This window comes from Shewanella sp. SG41-3, from assembly GCF_014164545.1.
Lineage (GTDB): Bacteria > Pseudomonadota > Gammaproteobacteria > Enterobacterales > Shewanellaceae > Shewanella > Shewanella vesiculosa.
Genome location: NZ_JACJFJ010000003.1, coordinates 60,797 through 76,818 on the forward strand (window position 1 = coordinate 60,797; position 16,022 = coordinate 76,818).

15 protein-coding genes are annotated in these 16,022 nt (G+C 41.5%); 9 read left to right on the plus strand and 6 right to left on the minus strand.

The features are described 5' to 3' along the window. Nucleotides 1-27: 27 nt before the first annotated feature. From H5164_RS20150 to nrfA, 4 genes are all read right to left on the minus strand, one after another. Nucleotides 28-471, minus strand: a complete 444-nt coding sequence (locus H5164_RS20150) for a hypothetical protein (RefSeq protein ID WP_310736170.1) — start codon at nt 469-471, stop codon at nt 28-30. A 57-nt stretch (nt 472-528) separates the two neighbouring features. Next, nucleotides 529-1,779 carry an ammonium transporter gene (locus H5164_RS06255; RefSeq protein ID WP_124018058.1) on the minus strand — a complete coding sequence of 417 codons (1,251 nt, stop codon included), beginning with the start codon at nt 1,777-1,779 and terminating at the stop codon, nt 529-531. Between the two features lie 9 nt (nt 1,780-1,788). Then, nucleotides 1,789-2,127, minus strand: a complete 339-nt coding sequence (glnK, locus tag H5164_RS06260; protein ID WP_011636110.1) for a P-II family nitrogen regulator — start codon at nt 2,125-2,127, stop codon at nt 1,789-1,791. Between the two features lie 329 nt (nt 2,128-2,456). Continuing rightward, nucleotides 2,457-3,848 carry an ammonia-forming nitrite reductase cytochrome c552 subunit gene (gene nrfA / locus H5164_RS06265; protein WP_182743029.1) on the minus strand — a complete coding sequence of 464 codons (1,392 nt, stop codon included), beginning with the start codon at nt 3,846-3,848 and terminating at the stop codon, nt 2,457-2,459. A gap of 282 nt (nt 3,849-4,130) precedes the next feature. Here nrfA and narQ point away from each other — a divergent pair, with 282 nt between their 5' ends. Next, on the plus strand, nt 4,131-5,846 hold the full coding sequence (gene narQ / locus H5164_RS06270; protein ID WP_182755298.1) for a nitrate/nitrite two-component system sensor histidine kinase NarQ: 1,716 nt from the start codon (nt 4,131-4,133) through the stop codon (nt 5,844-5,846). After that, the gene (locus H5164_RS06275) at nt 5,839-6,468 is read left to right on the plus strand and encodes a response regulator (RefSeq protein WP_182696666.1); all 630 of its coding nucleotides are present in this window, start codon (nt 5,839-5,841) and stop codon (nt 6,466-6,468) included. The genes narQ and H5164_RS06275 overlap by 8 nt, the downstream gene beginning before the upstream one ends. A gap of 97 nt (nt 6,469-6,565) precedes the next feature. Here H5164_RS06275 and H5164_RS06280 read toward each other — a convergent pair whose 3' ends face one another. Then, a complete protein-coding gene (locus H5164_RS06280) occupies nt 6,566-6,937 on the minus strand; it encodes a YacL family protein (RefSeq protein WP_182696667.1) in 372 nt (123 codons plus the stop codon). A gap of 202 nt (nt 6,938-7,139) precedes the next feature. Between H5164_RS06280 and H5164_RS06285 the strand changes: the two genes are divergently transcribed. Continuing rightward, nucleotides 7,140-8,105 carry a zinc transporter ZntB gene (locus H5164_RS06285; RefSeq protein ID WP_124018096.1) on the plus strand — a complete coding sequence of 322 codons (966 nt, stop codon included), beginning with the start codon at nt 7,140-7,142 and terminating at the stop codon, nt 8,103-8,105. 280 nt (nt 8,106-8,385) lie between these two features. Here H5164_RS06285 and fkpA read toward each other — a convergent pair whose 3' ends face one another. After that, nucleotides 8,386-9,141, minus strand: a complete 756-nt coding sequence (fkpA, locus tag H5164_RS06290) for an FKBP-type peptidyl-prolyl cis-trans isomerase (RefSeq protein WP_124018063.1) — start codon at nt 9,139-9,141, stop codon at nt 8,386-8,388. Between the two features lie 168 nt (nt 9,142-9,309). Here fkpA and H5164_RS06295 point away from each other — a divergent pair, with 168 nt between their 5' ends. From H5164_RS06295 to pepN, 6 genes are all read left to right on the plus strand, one after another. Then, complete coding sequence (locus H5164_RS06295) at nt 9,310-10,281, plus strand: WD40 repeat domain-containing protein (RefSeq protein WP_182755301.1); 972 nt, start codon at nt 9,310-9,312, stop codon at nt 10,279-10,281. 20 nt (nt 10,282-10,301) lie between these two features. After that, nucleotides 10,302-10,514 (plus strand): SlyX family protein, encoded by a 213-nt coding sequence (locus H5164_RS06300; RefSeq protein WP_124018065.1) that lies wholly within the window; start codon nt 10,302-10,304, stop codon nt 10,512-10,514. A gap of 228 nt (nt 10,515-10,742) precedes the next feature. Then, nucleotides 10,743-11,255: a peptide deformylase gene (def, locus tag H5164_RS06305; RefSeq protein ID WP_182696669.1), complete on the plus strand. Its 513-nt coding sequence runs from the start codon at nt 10,743-10,745 to the stop codon at nt 11,253-11,255. After that, a complete protein-coding gene (locus tag H5164_RS06310) occupies nt 11,249-12,619 on the plus strand; it encodes a COG3014 family protein (RefSeq protein WP_182755302.1) in 1,371 nt (456 codons plus the stop codon). The genes def and H5164_RS06310 overlap by 7 nt, the downstream gene beginning before the upstream one ends. A gap of 49 nt (nt 12,620-12,668) precedes the next feature. After that, nucleotides 12,669-13,262 carry a penicillin-binding protein activator LpoB gene (gene lpoB / locus H5164_RS06315; protein WP_182696671.1) on the plus strand — a complete coding sequence of 198 codons (594 nt, stop codon included), beginning with the start codon at nt 12,669-12,671 and terminating at the stop codon, nt 13,260-13,262. 76 nt (nt 13,263-13,338) lie between these two features. Then, a complete protein-coding gene (gene pepN, locus H5164_RS06320) occupies nt 13,339-15,999 on the plus strand; it encodes an aminopeptidase N (protein WP_182755304.1) in 2,661 nt (886 codons plus the stop codon). The last annotated feature ends 23 nt before the right edge of the window (nt 16,000-16,022 follow it).

Genomic DNA, 16,022 nt, shown 5'->3' on the forward strand with positions numbered 1-16,022 from the left:
AGATAAGGTTTGATACCAAGGCATTCGCTATTGAGCAGGGATCTCATTCAAAGGAGGATAAATTTGGATAAACACTTGTGTGTCTTGATAGTCATAGGGACGATAAAATTGTTGGCCACAGCTAAAATAATTAAACGGTGACGCTATCGCCAAGCATCCAATCGGTAACGATTGTAAGATAGTAACCTGCTGTTGCTGCCGTAACAGCTCTTGCCATTGGTGCTGTTGTAACAATTGGTCGCGAACAGCAAAAGCATCAAAAGGCGTAGATGATTGACGCACCACAACAGTGCCAGCATGGCTCATGACACCAAACAACAAGCTAAAAAGTATCGCCGCGATCAATAAGTTTACCCCTGCTCGCATCATAGTTACCTCATCACTGTTTTTATCATCCAAATACCGATATATCACGCTAGCACATTGACTCGCTTTCCCCAACAGCGGCGTTAAGAATTTTATTGGATGCATAAAAAAACAGAACCTAAAGGTTCTGTTTTTTTATCTTACTTAGATTAAAGAATTAACTTAACCAGCGCTTTTGACACTCACAAACTCAGGATAAGCATCAACACCACAGTCAGAAGCATCCATACCGTTGTACTCTTCTTCTTCTGTTACTCGAATACCCATGGTCATTTTTAATATAAACCATACAAGTAACGATGCGCTAAAGACCCAAATAAAGATAACGGCGGCACCATATAACTGGCTACCAAAACTAGCATCAGCATTTGATAATGGAACTAACATCACCCCAAGGAAACCAGCAACACCGTGAACCGAAATCGCGCCAACTGGGTCATCAATTTTAATTCGGTCAAATGCGATAACCGAGAAGATAACAACAGCGCCCGCCACTAAGCCAATCACACCAGCCATTAACAGTGAAGGTGATAGCGGGTCAGCAGTAATCGCCACTAATCCTGCTAACGCACCGTTTAATATCATGGTTAAGTCAGCTTTGCCCCAGACAACTTTACACACAATCAATGCTGAGATAGCACCAAAAGCAGCGGCAGAGTTAGTATTTACGAATATTTTAGCGACTGCACTGGCATTTTCAGCATCTGAAACTAACAGTTGTGAACCACCGTTAAAGCCAAACCAACCCATCCATAAAATGAACATACCTAAGGTTGCCATTGGTAAGTTAGATCCTGGAATTGGATGAACTTGACCATTTTCACCGTATTTACCTTTACGAGCACCAAGAAGCAGTACACCAGATATCGCTGCTGCCGCACCGGCCATGTGAACAATACCACTACCAGCAAAGTCGACAAAACCCGCTTCAGAGAGGAATCCACCGCCCCACGTCCAGTAGCCTTCGACAGGATAAATTACAGCTGTCATTACGATAGAGAAGACTAAGAAAGACCACAATTTCATCCGTTCAGCAACGGCACCAGACACAATCGACATTGCAGTAGCAACAAACACCACTTGGAAGAAAAAGTCTGACTCTAATGCATGGTCTGCACCTTCAGCTTGCGAACCAATTAATGTGCCAAAAGAAGGAATAAAGCCACCTTCGACATTGTCTACATACATAATGTTATAGCCAACCAATAAAAACATGACACAGGCGATTGCATATAAACATACGTTTTTAGTTAAAATTTCAGTGGTATTTTTTGAACGGACTAGGCCAGCTTCTAACATGGCAAAACCCGCGGCCATCCACATCACAAATGCGCCAGAGATAAGGAAATAAAATGTATCTAGTGCGAAACGTAATTCAGTAACCGTTAGGCCTAATTGAGTTAACTCTTCCATAACAGTCTCCTATAATGCTTCGTTATCAAGTTCACCCGTACGGATACGGATCGCTTGTTCTAAATCAGTAACAAATATTTTACCATCACCAATCTTGCCGGTATGGGCAGCACTGGTAATCGCTTCAATAAGCATGTCCAAGTTTTCATCTTTGGTCGCAATTTCTAATTTTACTTTAGGTAAAAAATCCACTTGATACTCTGCCCCACGATAAAGCTCAGTGTGGCCTTTTTGACGTCCGAAGCCTTTTACCTCAGTAACAGTCATACCTTCAATGCCCATGCCTGCAATGGCTTCACGGACATCATCCAACTTAAATGGCTTGATGATAGCGCTGACGAGTTTCATCTCGACCTCCAAAAGTGTGAAAAAATGTAATTGTTATTTATTTGTTGAATAGTTAATTCAATCATTAGGCCACATTTTCAAACCACTGTTCTGTATGAATTTTATTTTATTTTTCATTTTATTTGTTAACATAAAAGCACCATTCAAGTGCATCTCAAACATCAACGCATCATTTTAGTGCAATTATTGAGCTGGCTTTTATCACGTCGAGTAACAACGGCTTAAGCCAGAGGTTTTTAGAGCGAACATAAAAAAATAGCCCTCTAATGAGGGCTATTTTTATGATTTAAGGATTAATAACACCATAAAGCGTTAAGGTTCAACACCAGTTATTTATAAGTCGCCTCACGCTTTTTAGCTTCTTCTTTCCACTTAGGAACAAGTGTTTTCTTGAATTCAGCTTTTTCAGCATTCATGGTTTTCATGTCCATGCCTAATGCTGCTTGCGCTTTAGCTTTAGTTGACGTATCAGGATATGCAATTGGTTGTTTAACTCCTTTAGCACCTAATAACTGAGCCAATTTAACTCGAGCATCAGCAGCTTTATCCAATGAAGTACCTAAAATACGTAATACTTCAGCAGGAGCATGAGATGATGCACCATGAGATGCTGTCGCATAATCCCAACGCCACTGTGAATGACGAATATCCATTAGGATTGGCTTCATTTCAACTTCAGTTGCACCAGCATCCCACGCCGCTTTAGCTTCAAAGTGAGCTTTAACTAATTGAGTTTCAACACGTGCCTTTAAGTCTTGTGCTTTCTGTTTGCTCTCATTCACTAAATTGACCATAAACTCTTTGCTTTGACTGTGACAAGTGGCACATGTTTCTTCAAAGCGATCAAATGGGTTACCCACTTTATGATCTGTAAATTTGCGGCCTTTGTCATTAGTCACTTTAGGCATATGACAATCAACACAACTCACGTTATTTTGACCGTGAACGCCCATTTTCCAAGTTTCATAACCAGGATGTTGCGCTTTTAACATTGGCGTTTTAGACACGGCATGAGTCCAATCAGAGAACTCCATGTTGTCGTAATACACTTCCATTTGCTCAACTGTGGTACCCATATCCCAAGGGAATTTAACAAAACCAGGACGTTCTGCTGTTTTCTCGAAATAGTACTCAACGTGACATTGAGCACACACCATTGATTGCTTGTCTTTACGAGAAGCTTTATCAAATGGCGTATTTAATGTTGCCATAGCACGTGCTGCAAACGGACGTGACATGCGTAACTTTGAAGATCCTTTTTCATGACAGTCAGCACAACCGAGCACATTGACAATTTCTGGGCCACCTTTAGCCCATTTACCACTGAAATAGCCATCTTCACCTTGCTCTTCAATCACCCGTGGTACGTCAGGGCTTTTACAGCTCCAGCAGGCCATTGGCATTGGACCGTCTTCAGCATTTTTGGGCGCACCAGTACGCAATGTATTCGTTACGTCAGTTACTGCATACATATGACCACGAGGTGCATTGTAATCTTTAGCAAAACCGTAACCCGCCCACAACACGACTAGGCTAGGTACTTTTTCTAACATATCGACAACTTCTTTGCTTTCATCAGTAGCATGCCAACTGTCGTACTGTTTTGAGAATTTATCCTTATAAACTTCATTACGAGGTTCGGTTTTCTCACTAGCCATTGCGCCAGCGGCTAAAAAACTGGCTGCAATCACTGCACTCAGTGCAATTGATTTTGCGTTCATCTTCATCACCCTTCATCTCCGTGTTACATTATATTTAATTTAATAATCACGACATCTCTAGAGACAAAGTTAGCTATTTAAAACGGCTTTAAATATACCTCTTATGGGGTATAGAGACTAAAGTTTGCGCCAGATCAATATGTAGACAGGATGTGTTTCACACTTTTGCAAACTTGTTAATGTTTTCAAGCGACACCTAATGTAGAACACACTATTGAACCTGGTATAAAACTGGGCTTTTGCTTATTTTTAATCCCTTACCGTTATCGACAGCAGGACTTTATGTTTACTCGTGGCAGCCTTACCTCCACCATTTTAAGTTTAATGCTCGTGGTGATTTTATTGTCATCAAGCTTAGCGGTGTTTTCCATCGTCAGTTTAACTTTTAGCTTGGGAGACGCCAGAGGAATAAACGCCTCAGGCTCGCTACGAATGCAAAGCTACCGACTATTGCTTGACGCCAATATTGGCAGCCATAATATCGATGAAAAAATTGCTGATTTCGAAACAACACTCAATTCTGAAGCGCTTAAACGCTCCCTTGCATGGTATAGCCCAAAAGAAATGCGTGACCAATACGTATTGGTTATTCATAAGTGGCAAGTAATGAAAGTCTATATTGAGGAAGGAAACATCCGCCTATACTCCGCTTCGTTAACCGACTTTGTTAACACCATTGATACCTTAGTGCTGAATATGGAACAGTTCGCCGCCTTTAAATTAAAGTTACTGGTTATTGGGCAAATTATTGGTTTATCTATTTTACTGATTATTGCTTTTTTTGCGGTGGCATTTACCCGTAAGCGCGTCGTTAAGCCATTGCAATTATTGATAGAAAGTTCCACAACAATCTCTAAAGGAAACTTCAAAGTTAAAATGCCTAAAACGGACTATATTGAACTCACCGCCTTAGGTAATGCATTGCAAAAAACTGCCGCTGAATTAGCCAGCTTATATGAAGATTTAGAAAACCAAGTCAACGAAAAAACCTTGGCATTGACCCGCACAAATAACGAGTTAAAGTTTCTATACGACAACCTTGTCATGTTACATGCCAATAAACTCGACTATAAAGCCTTACAATCAGCAATCAATCAATTGAAATATTATGAAAGTTTATCCTATTTACGCTTAGTTATTGAACATGATGACGGCTCCAAAGACATCATTAAAGCTGAAGGGGGCTGGCCAGATGAATTACCGATTGAATCGTTACACTTTCCATTATTAATAGAAAAGACTCAATTGGGCTATTTGGATGTGATATCTCATCGACCAGTTAACCGATTACTGTTTGAAAACTTCGCCATGATGTTAACGCGATCTATTACTATCCATAATGCATCTGAACAACGCCAACAATTAGCGCTACTCGAAGAGCGTGCTGTGATTGCCCGAGAGCTACACGATTCAATTGGACAATTATTATCTTTTTTAAAAATCCAAGTCAGTTTATTACGCAAAAGCCTCAATGACTCATGTAGAAGCCCAGAAGTAGAAGCCCAATTGATGGAGATAAACGAAGGTGTCAGTACGGCTTATGTTCAATTACGTGAACTGTTATCGACCTTTAGGTTAACCATTAAAGAACCTAATTTACCGCAAGCTATCGACGTAATGTTGGATCAGTTACGCCATCAAAGCCAAATTGATATCCAATTGAATTACAAACTATCAGCGCACTTACTTGAAGCAAAACAGCACATTCATATCTTGCAATTAATTCGTGAAGCGACATTAAATGCAATAAAACACGCTACCCCTGAGCATATAGTGATAGATTGTCAGTTAACCGACAAGGGCATGATTACTATCTCAATTTGTGATGATGGCATCGGTGTGACACATTTAGTAGAACGAGATCAACACTTTGGTATTGGTATCATGCATGAACGCGCCAACAAACTGAATGGGATCGTATCGTTCAATAGTAACCAGCTTGGTGGCACTACTGTTACGCTGAGCTTTCCACCTCAACAGGAGCCTTTAAATGGGTAAGCCGTATTCTGTACTTGTTGTCGACGACCATCCGTTATTACGTCGTGGTATTTGCCAATTAATCACCTCAGACAGTGACTTCAGCCTTTTTGGTGAAACCGGCACGGGACTAGAAGCACTGACCGCTGTGGCCGAAAATGAACCCGATATTATTTTGCTCGATTTGAACATGAAAGGCATGTCTGGCCTTGATACTCTTAATGCGATGCGTCAAGAGGGAGTGACAGCAAGAATTGTTATTTTAACGGTTTCTGATGCTAAACAAGATGTCACTCGACTGCTACGCGCTGGTGCCGATGGTTATTTACTCAAAGACACTGAGCCTGATTTATTGTTAGAGCAACTCAAAAACGCCATGCTAGGCCATCGGGTAATCAGTAATGAAGTAGAAGCTTATCTTTATGAATTAGAGAGCGCTATTGACGACAACAGCTGGGTAGAAACCTTGACCCCTCGCGAATTACAAATATTGCAACAACTGGCAGAAGGTAAAAGTAACCGAATGATCGCTGAGGATTTACACATCAGCGAGGGCACGGTCAAAGTACACGTTAAAAATTTACTGCGTAAAGCCAATGCAAAATCACGGACAGAAATGGCCGTTCGCTACCTTAATAATTAGCCCACTATCAAAGTTTAAATCACCATTAACAATTAACAACAAAGCCATTTAAACCTGGTTTTGTTGTTAGTTAACATCAACGAGAATTAAGACATGATTATTTATCGTTAATAAATGCTAACCAACTCTCCAGTACTGACTCAAAATCTTCAAGACCACAATAAGATTCAGATTCCGCATTGTACAGGCTCATAGAGTCTTCTAATAAGTGCTCTTCCTCAAAATCAATCACACTGGCAAACACTCTCACTTGCTCAGAGTCAATATCGATGGTTAATTCTCCACCGACATCTCGCATGTGGTTTAGGGTCCCAGATTTGATTAATGCTATCTGCGTTAGAATATGAATCGCTTTGCTCTTGTCGTCACCAAGCTCTTCTGCAAACCATCTGCCTAACACTTCATGATCCATACTAAATTCAGCAAATACCGTGCCTTCTAGGCGGTTACGACGAAATTGATATTCCATACTAGAACTCTTTTTTGTTAGTATTTTTTCTATTTTAACCGATGATCGGCGACTCCGCTGCTAGTTAGCAGACCGAATAATGTGTTTGATGGTTAAATATACGATAACTAAAGGATTTCATTTTATAAGATTGCTTTAAACTTGGGCAAGATTAAAAAGTAGCGTAAATTATGACAATAGTGATCACATGGACTCTCTTATAATGAATAATGGTTTTATATACAGTTTGTTGCTAACGGGGCCCAATGCAGGCCAATCATTGACTGAGGAACAAATAGCACAATGGCAACCTGCTGATGGTCTGTTATGGCTACATCTGCGTTACCGCGAACCTAAAGCGCGTAAATGGATCCTCAACTCTGGCTTAGATAGAGTTGAGAGGGATACTCTCTTGGCTACTGATACTCGCCCGCGAGTATTAAGCTCAGACAAAGGTATCTTACTGGCGCTGCGTGGGGTTAATTTAAATCCTAACTCAGATCCTGAAGACATGGTTGCTGTGCGGATATACGCTGAAGAATCCAAAATCATTTCAACTTGCGAGCGCCAGCTGCAATCCGTGATTGATGTTGCCGATGCAATCGTCCAAGGTAAGGGCCCAATTGATAGCGCGGCGTTTATCATGGCCATTTGCGAACGCCTAACGCAACGCAAAGTAGAGTTTATTGGCAAGCTTGAAGAACAGCTCGATGAACTAGAAGAACGTGTTGTGACTCAAGTGAACAAGAGCTTGCGCACCGACATTGCTGAATTGCGCAGACAGACCGTAGTGTTGCGTCGCTACCTTGCACCACAACGAGAAGCATTTTCTCGAATGCTGCAAGAAACCAGCGAATTATTTGACCATAATGACAAAGTCCGTCTTCGTGAAATACATGAAACGCTGATTCGAGTGATTGAGGATCTGGATGCTATACGCGACCGCGCCAGCGTCACCCAAGAAGAACTACAATCGCAACAATCCGAGCAAGTGAATCAAAGACTGTATTTTTTATCTTTAATTTCGGCCGTATTTCTGCCATTAGGATTTTTAACCGGTTTATTAGGCGTCAATATTGGTGGCATTCCTGGTGCGGAATCAAACTGGGCTTTTGCAGCATTCTGTGGCGGATTATTTGCACTCATTGCCTTACAAATGTACCTATTTTACCGCTTAAAATGGCTATAACCTGACGATAATTTAACGGTAATCTGGCATTTGTTCGTGAGTTTAGGCAATCATTAAATTAAGCGTCTCTGTTATATCAGCGCTATTATTGGCGTCGTTGCATCAGTATTACGACATTTGATACGCCTAACATAGCGCAACATTGGCAGACTGAATGACGCAATTATTTAGATCTAAGATTAACACCTTCAAGCCAACCTCAATGTAAACAAAAAGGACGCCGAAGCGTCCTTTTTACTATCAAAATGTCAATCACTGAGCGACTGAACTATAGATGATATTACTTAGCATCTGCAGCAGGTGCCGGTGCTTTTTCTACTGAAACCAATTCAACTTCAAAAACAAGTGTTGAATTAGCAGGAATAGTACCCGTGTCGCGTTCACCGTAAGCAAGTTCTGATGGGATAACAAACTTGTACTTAGCGCCTACAGGCATTAACTGCACGCCTTCAGTCCAACCAGGAATAACGCGGTTTAATGGGAACTTAGCCGTTTCACCACGAGCATAAGAGCTATCAAACTCAGTACCGTCAATTAACGTGCCACGATAATGTACTTCTACAGTATCTTCAGCTGCTGGTTTCTCACCGGTACCTGGCTCTAATACTTCATACTGTAAACCAGACTCAGTAGTCGTTACGCCTTCTTTAGCTTTGTTTTCTTCTAAGAATTTTTTGCCTTCAGCAATCGATTTAGCCGCTAAAGCTTCAGCTTGCTCTAAACGTTTGTCATTTAACTTTTTATCTAGATTTTGCAATACAGTCTGCATTTCTTCTTCTGTTAACAGCATTTCTTCGCCTAAGCCATCGCTAAAGCCTTTAATCACCATATTACGGTCAACAGTAAAACCTAATTCTTCTTGTTCTTTAATGTGGCCAGACATGTACTTACCAATTGAACCACCAACACTATATGCTTCTTTTTGAACGTCAGTTGTTAATTCAACTTTCTTTTGAGCAACGTCTTGTGCTTCATTACACGCAGTAAGGCCAACAACGGCTAATGCAACTAACGATAATTTGTAAATAGATTTCATTAAAGCTTCCTCAGCATCCTTTAGTGGTTACAATAACCTTAATACATTCAATCAATGAGATGTTTAAGTGGTCATGTTCGTTTGCCACTTTATACTAGTTAAAACGGTTATACCATTGGGTAAACCTTATATGACAAGGTTTAGGACAATAATTCAAGGAGCAAGTTCATGACACGCGTTTCAATGCTGCTTTTTTGTTCAACACTCGTCCTAACAGGTCTGCTATCTGCATGCCAACCTAGCCCAACTCAAGTACACGTTATCACGACCGATGCCAGTTACAGTGCAAGCTTGTCAAACGATGCCACCATCGCCTTAGTAAGCACAGCCCATAACGGAGTACAAGTATGGGACCTCAGCCATTCAAGCCTGTCTTATCAGTGGTACCAAGGGCAGCAACAAAATACCAGTAATGTTATTGACACTGCAATATCTGCTAATAACCTTTATGCCGCAACAATTAGTAGCCATTCTTTAGCCATATGGCGCTTAACCGATGGGTCTTCAGTGGGATGGTGGTCATTACCCTCTTATGCCCAAAGTGTCGCCATCGCCAATACAGGGCAAACACTCGTTGGTTTAGTCGATGGATCAGTAATGTCATTGTCGCCAGAAAAATCGCGACTCATCCAGTTTTTAGCCCACAAAGAAAAGGTTAATAGTGTTTCAATTAGTGCCGATGGTAACAGCGCATTAAGTGGCGATAATGATGGCAAAGTGATTCTTTGGCAAACTCAAACTGGCCAGCCACAGCAACAATGGCAGTTGAGCTCACGCGTGACGAAAGTGCTAATTAATGACTCAGCATCACTCAGTTTTGCCAGCGATATCACAGGTAACGCCACCCTGTGGCAATCAGATACAGGCATTCTCATTAGTCATCTAGATATTAATCGACGCCAAATGAACTTTTCAACGGCTCGTTTTGTCAATAATGATCAGCAATTACTCACAGGAACGCCATCAAGAGAAATCTTTTTATGGCAAATTAACTCGGGTAAACAAGTTTCGCATTGGCAAGTTCAATTGAGTAAAAACACCCAAAACAGAGGGGCTGTAGTATACTCTGCCACTATGCCAGCACCTGGCTCAATCGTCAGTATTAGCAGCCAAGGTTTAGTTGAATATTGGCAGCAGTAATTAATTAATAAGAGGTCTACATGGACAGCATTTTGCAAAAAATTGATGATCTTGAAATGAAACTATCATTTCAAGATATCTCTATTGAAGAGTTAAACCAAGAAGTGATAAAACTCAATGCATTAGTTGCCAGACAACAACAGCAAATGCTATTAATGGTAAATAAACTGCATTCTATTGAGCCAAGTAACATGGCGTCTCCAGCTGAAGAGACACCTCCGCCGCATTACTAACTCTTTACAGTAAAGAACATCTCTCGAAAAATAATAAGTCGCACTATAGATTCGACGCCCAGCTATGGGGCTAGACTCTCATCGAGAATCAGTTAATTATGGGTGAGATTGAAGATATTATGAGTAAGTTGTAACATTTTTAAGTCGCTATATGTTAAGCAATCACGATTTGAAAAATAGATTAATGCCGATCGTCATTAACACGAACAACAAGGACAGCCGTCACTTATGCAGCTAAAGCCATTACTCAGCATTGCCACGACAGGCGAAGAGATACTGACTCAAAAAGCTGAACCCGTGACGGTGTTTGACCAAGCGTTACGCACTTTAGCTGATAATATGCTCAGCACTATGCTAAACGCAAACGGTGTTGGTATTGCGGCAACGCAAGTGTTTAGTAAAGCGGCCATGTTTATTATGGCGTCAAATCCCAACGAACGTTATCCCGATGCCCCATTAATGGCTCCAACTGTGGTCATAAACCCACAGATATTAACCGCATCGGCTGCTACTGAAGTTGGGGTTGAAGGCTGTTTATCGATCCCAGGGCAGCGGCTATCGATTTCACGACATTGCGAAATTAAAGTGCAATTCCAGTCACTAGATGGCCAGTTACATCAACAAACATTAACGGGTTTTGTTGCCCGTATTTTTCAACATGAATATGACCATTTACAAGGCATAACCTTACTTGAACGGGTCAATCTGATGGCAACCAAGATCCAGGTGACACAATGTTAAGAACATTCTGTATTGGGTTAATTCTCAGCCTTAGCCTATCCGGTTGCGCTTTTAACAGTGTATTTGTTAATTACCCGTCGCAAATTGCTCCATTTAAACAACAGCTCAACAGCGAGACTCCAGCAGCAAACATCACCGATTTAGCCAATAATATCAGCGGTAATGATGGCTTACTTTATGCCCAAGAATCGGGACGTATTATGCAAGTTGCGGGCGATTTTACTCGCAGTAAAACCTACTACCAACAAGCCATTGATGCTTATCAAAGATTTGATGACAAAGCCATCGTTAGCGCCAGCAAGTTAGGCGCAGGTGCAAGCAGCCTGTTACTAAACGATAATGCGATTCCATATCGAGGTCCAGGTTATGAGCGCATCATGCTACATCAATATCAGGCGCTTAATTATTTATTCAGCGGCGATATTCAAGGTGCATTAGTAGAAGTCCGCCGCAGCAATGAGCTGCAAAGCCTTGAGCAAGCTCGCTATCAACAATCACAAAAGTCAGTGCAAGATATGGCTAATGGCGTCATCGATGATCAAGTGGAGCGGTTAGGTAAAGAAGCTGGAAATGTGACGAGTTCGTTTCTCAATGCTTACAGTTATTACACCACGGGGTTATTGCACGAACTGGCTAACGAACCTAACGATGCCTTTATTGATTACCGAAAAGCGGCGCAAATTAGCCCAGATAATGTTTTTCTGCAACAAGACTTGGTCCGTCTAGCCAAACAATTAAGCATGCCTCAATATGATGAGTTTAAACGGCGCTGGGGAGAGGCGACATTACCCACTGCGGGTCAGGGGCAAGTAATCTTTATTATTGAAAAAGGCTTTGTACCTGAAAAACAAAGTATTACGGTTCCTTTCCCCATCAACGGTAATATACAATCGGCCTCATTAGCCACTTACTTGCCGCAACATCCATTAGCAAATAATAACCAAATTCAAGGGCTTGATGCGCCACTGACCGCGCAAGCCATTGCCAATATTGATGCGTTAGCCATTAATGCATTAAAAGAAGATTTACCCGCAGCCTTGTTTCGTCAAGCGGCAAGAGTTTATGCTAAGTACCAAATGAACCGTAGCGTACAAAACAGTGACCAACGCGCCAATAATCAAGTTGATGCTGCTGCGATGGTGATGCAAATATTTAATGTTATCACTGAGCAAGCTGATCGCAGAAGCTGGCTCACGCTACCACGACAAGCTCAAATTGCCCGACAATTTATCGACGCTGGCAGCTATAATATTCACCTAAATAACAGTAAAAATGTAAAAATTGACGTAACAGCAAACCGTACAACATTAATTTGGGCAATAGAGACTGGAAATCGTACCCGTTTTTATTCGATAATAATCTGATAAACGATAATTACATATCAACTGTCACTCATCACTAATGGAATTTACTATGAAAAATTTGAAACTGATATTGATACTCGCAGCAGTGATGGGGCTGAGCGCCTGTCAATCTAAAGTAGAGTATGGCGACGCTACTGAAGTTGAAACCGTTAACGAGAACTTCGGCTCCACCGATCTTCAAGCTATTGCAGCTAAAATGGTCGACAGCATGATGGCATTCCCACCAGTGGTGGTAATGACGCAGAGCAACCGTCCGATTGTATTTGTGGATAAAATTAAAAATAAAACTTCTGAGCATATTGATACTGAATCGGTAACCGATAGCATTAGCAACAAGCTATTACGCTCTGGTAAGTTCCGTTTTATTGATATGACTAAGGTTGATACTGTTCGCAAACAACTCGATTATCAAAACAATGCGGGCATGGTCGATCCATCTACTGCGATTAAATTTGGTCGCCAAATTGGCGCGCAATATATGCTTTATGGCAACTTGTCGAGCATTGTTAAACAAGATGGCAGCACCAAAGACGTTTATTACAAGATGACCATGCGTTTAATGGATCTTGAAACAGGTTTAATTGAATGGTCTGATGAAAAAGAAATCCGTAAAATGAAATCAAAGTCATTTTTAGGTTTATAAGTCACAACCTATAGCATTAAAGCCGACATTGTTGTCGGCTTTTTCATTAATCTAATAATAAGTTAGGAACACTAACGTGAAATTGTTATCCACTGAATTGTTTAGTCCTCGGGTTATTAAAACCAGTCTCATCGCATTATGTTGTGCTAGCGTTATTAGCTGCAGTAGCTCAATATCCACCACCGCCTTTCAACGGGATGGCTCTGCCTACATTAGCCAAGAACAAGCGCAAGCTAGATCCAGTGTGATATCAAATGCGCAATATGAGCTCACTTTCTTTCTGAGTGAACATAGTCAATTCAGTGCAAAATCAGTTGTTAACTTTGACTTAAGCAGCGTGCCAAAAGCGCTTACGCTCGACCTTAATAAAGCCAATATCAAACAATTTATCATTAACGGTACTAAGGTATATCCTAATTACAATGGTGCTTATATTGTACTAAATCAAAGCCTACTAGTAGATGGCCACAATACCGTAGAAGTCGAGTTTACTCGCGAGCACAGCACCAATGGTGAAGGCTTACATCGTTTTGTCGATCCCGTAGACGGTAAAGTTTACTTGTACTCGCATTTTGAACCTGCGGCTGCTCAACAAATGTTTGCCGTATTTGATCAACCCGACCTTAAAGCCAGCTATCAAATCAATGTTCATGCCCCCAAAGACTGGCAAGTGATCAGTGCTATGCGTGAAACCAATATCGTCGACCAAGGTGAAACCAACTTATGGACCTTCCCTGCCACGCCTAAGTTGAGCCCCTATAACTTTTCTATGCACGCTGGTCCATACCATGTTTGGGAAGACAACTCAGGCCGTTATCCAATGCGCTTGTTTTCGCGTCAATCAGTAGCGGATCAAGTTTCACCACAAGATTGGTTTACTTACACCAAACAAGGGTTAGACTTTTTTGATCGCTACTTTGGTATTGCATACCCGTTTAAAAAATACGACCAAGTATTGGTGCCTGACTTCCTTTACGGTGCAATGGAAAATGCTGGGGCAATTACCTTTTCAGAAGACCGTTTCTTATTTAATGCCGCAATGACTGCTGAACAAAAAGAACGGTTAGCCGGCGTTATCATGCACGAAATGGCGCACCAATGGTTTGGCGACTTAGTGACAATGAAATGGTGGAATGGCTTATGGTTAAATGAAAGCTTTGCCTCGTTTATGGGCACCCTTGCTACCAGCGAAGCAACCGAGTTTAGCAATGCATGGCGTAGCTTTTATGCTAAAGGTAAGCAAGCAGCTTACCATCAAGACAGCTTAGTCACGACCCATCCTATTGAAGTACCTGTGGCCACCAGCAAAAATGCCTTTGATAACATCGATGCCATTACTTATCAAAAAGGCGCATCAACCATTAAGCAATTACGTCACTTGCTCGGTGAAGACATTTTTCGCCGTGGTGTAAGCCAATATCTTACACAATATAGCTATCAAAATGCTGAGCTCAATGACTTTATCAATAGTCTAGCTACTGCCAGTGGTCGAGATTTATCCCAATGGACCAAAGAATGGTTGTATGCCGCAGGGGTCAATACCATCAAAGCCCAGTACACTTGCAAAGGTGGACAAATTAACTCATTCGCTTTAGTACAAACAGCAGATAGCCAATTTCCTACGCTACGCGAGCAACGTGTTCAAATTGGGCTATTTAACAAAAACAGGTACGAACTTGAAAAACAACAAGTCATCGCGGTTACCTATAAAGGCGCTTACACCAAAGTTGATCAGTTAATCGGCGAGGTTTGCCCAGATTTAGTCTATCCAAACTATGACGACTGGGGATTTGTAAAAGTTGAGTTAGACACGAGTTCATTTAATACCGCTAAGCAGTCTCTCGGCCAAGTGAGCGATCCGTTATTACGCTCAATGTTGTGGCAAAGTATGTGGGACAGCGTCATTGATGGTAATACATCAATGGAGCAGTTCTTAAATATCGCATTAATTAATGCACCACTGGAAAAAGATTACACCATATTAGGTCAAGTGCTTGGTAATCTTCAGCAAGCCAAAAACTATCTTGATCTTATGGCGCCCATGCATGCAAGTTACAACAGCAAAATCTCAAAGGCATTAAGCCAAATGAGCTTGCGTATGAGCATGGAAAGCTACCGTAACCGAGACTTCCAACGCCGTTGGTTCGATGCCTATATTAGCCTGTCTAGTCACGGCGAGGCGTTAAAACATATTCAATCTTTACTGCAAAGTAAAAGCCATATTAAAGGGTTAAGCATAGATCAAGACTTGCGCTGGGCCATGATCCGCCAGTTAAACCGCTATGATTATGGTGACGCTCAAGCGTTACTTGCTCAAGAAAAACATCTTGATCAATCTGACTCCGGCGAAAAAGCAGCTATTGCAGCTGAAGCCATCCGTCCGCAGTCAGCGCTTAAACGCCAATGGTTAAATACCATTGAGAATAATGACACTATGCCTTTCTCTAAGATCCGTATTGCGATGTTTAACCTCTATCCTGCGGAGCAAAAGCTATTAAGTGCGGCGACCGCAGAACAACGCTTTGCTAACCTACCGTTAATGGACGATAAAGGACCAGTATTTATGCGTAGTTTTGCCGCGGCACTGATCCCGACGCAGTGCAGTGCAAGCAACATTAATGCAATTAGTGATGTCCTAGATACGCAAACAGGTTTATCACAACTCGCGCGCCGCGCCCTACTTGAAACCCGTCAAGAAGAGCAGCGCTGCGTAAACATAAAACTGCTATTGCAGTAACCGCTACTCTAGTCGTAATAACA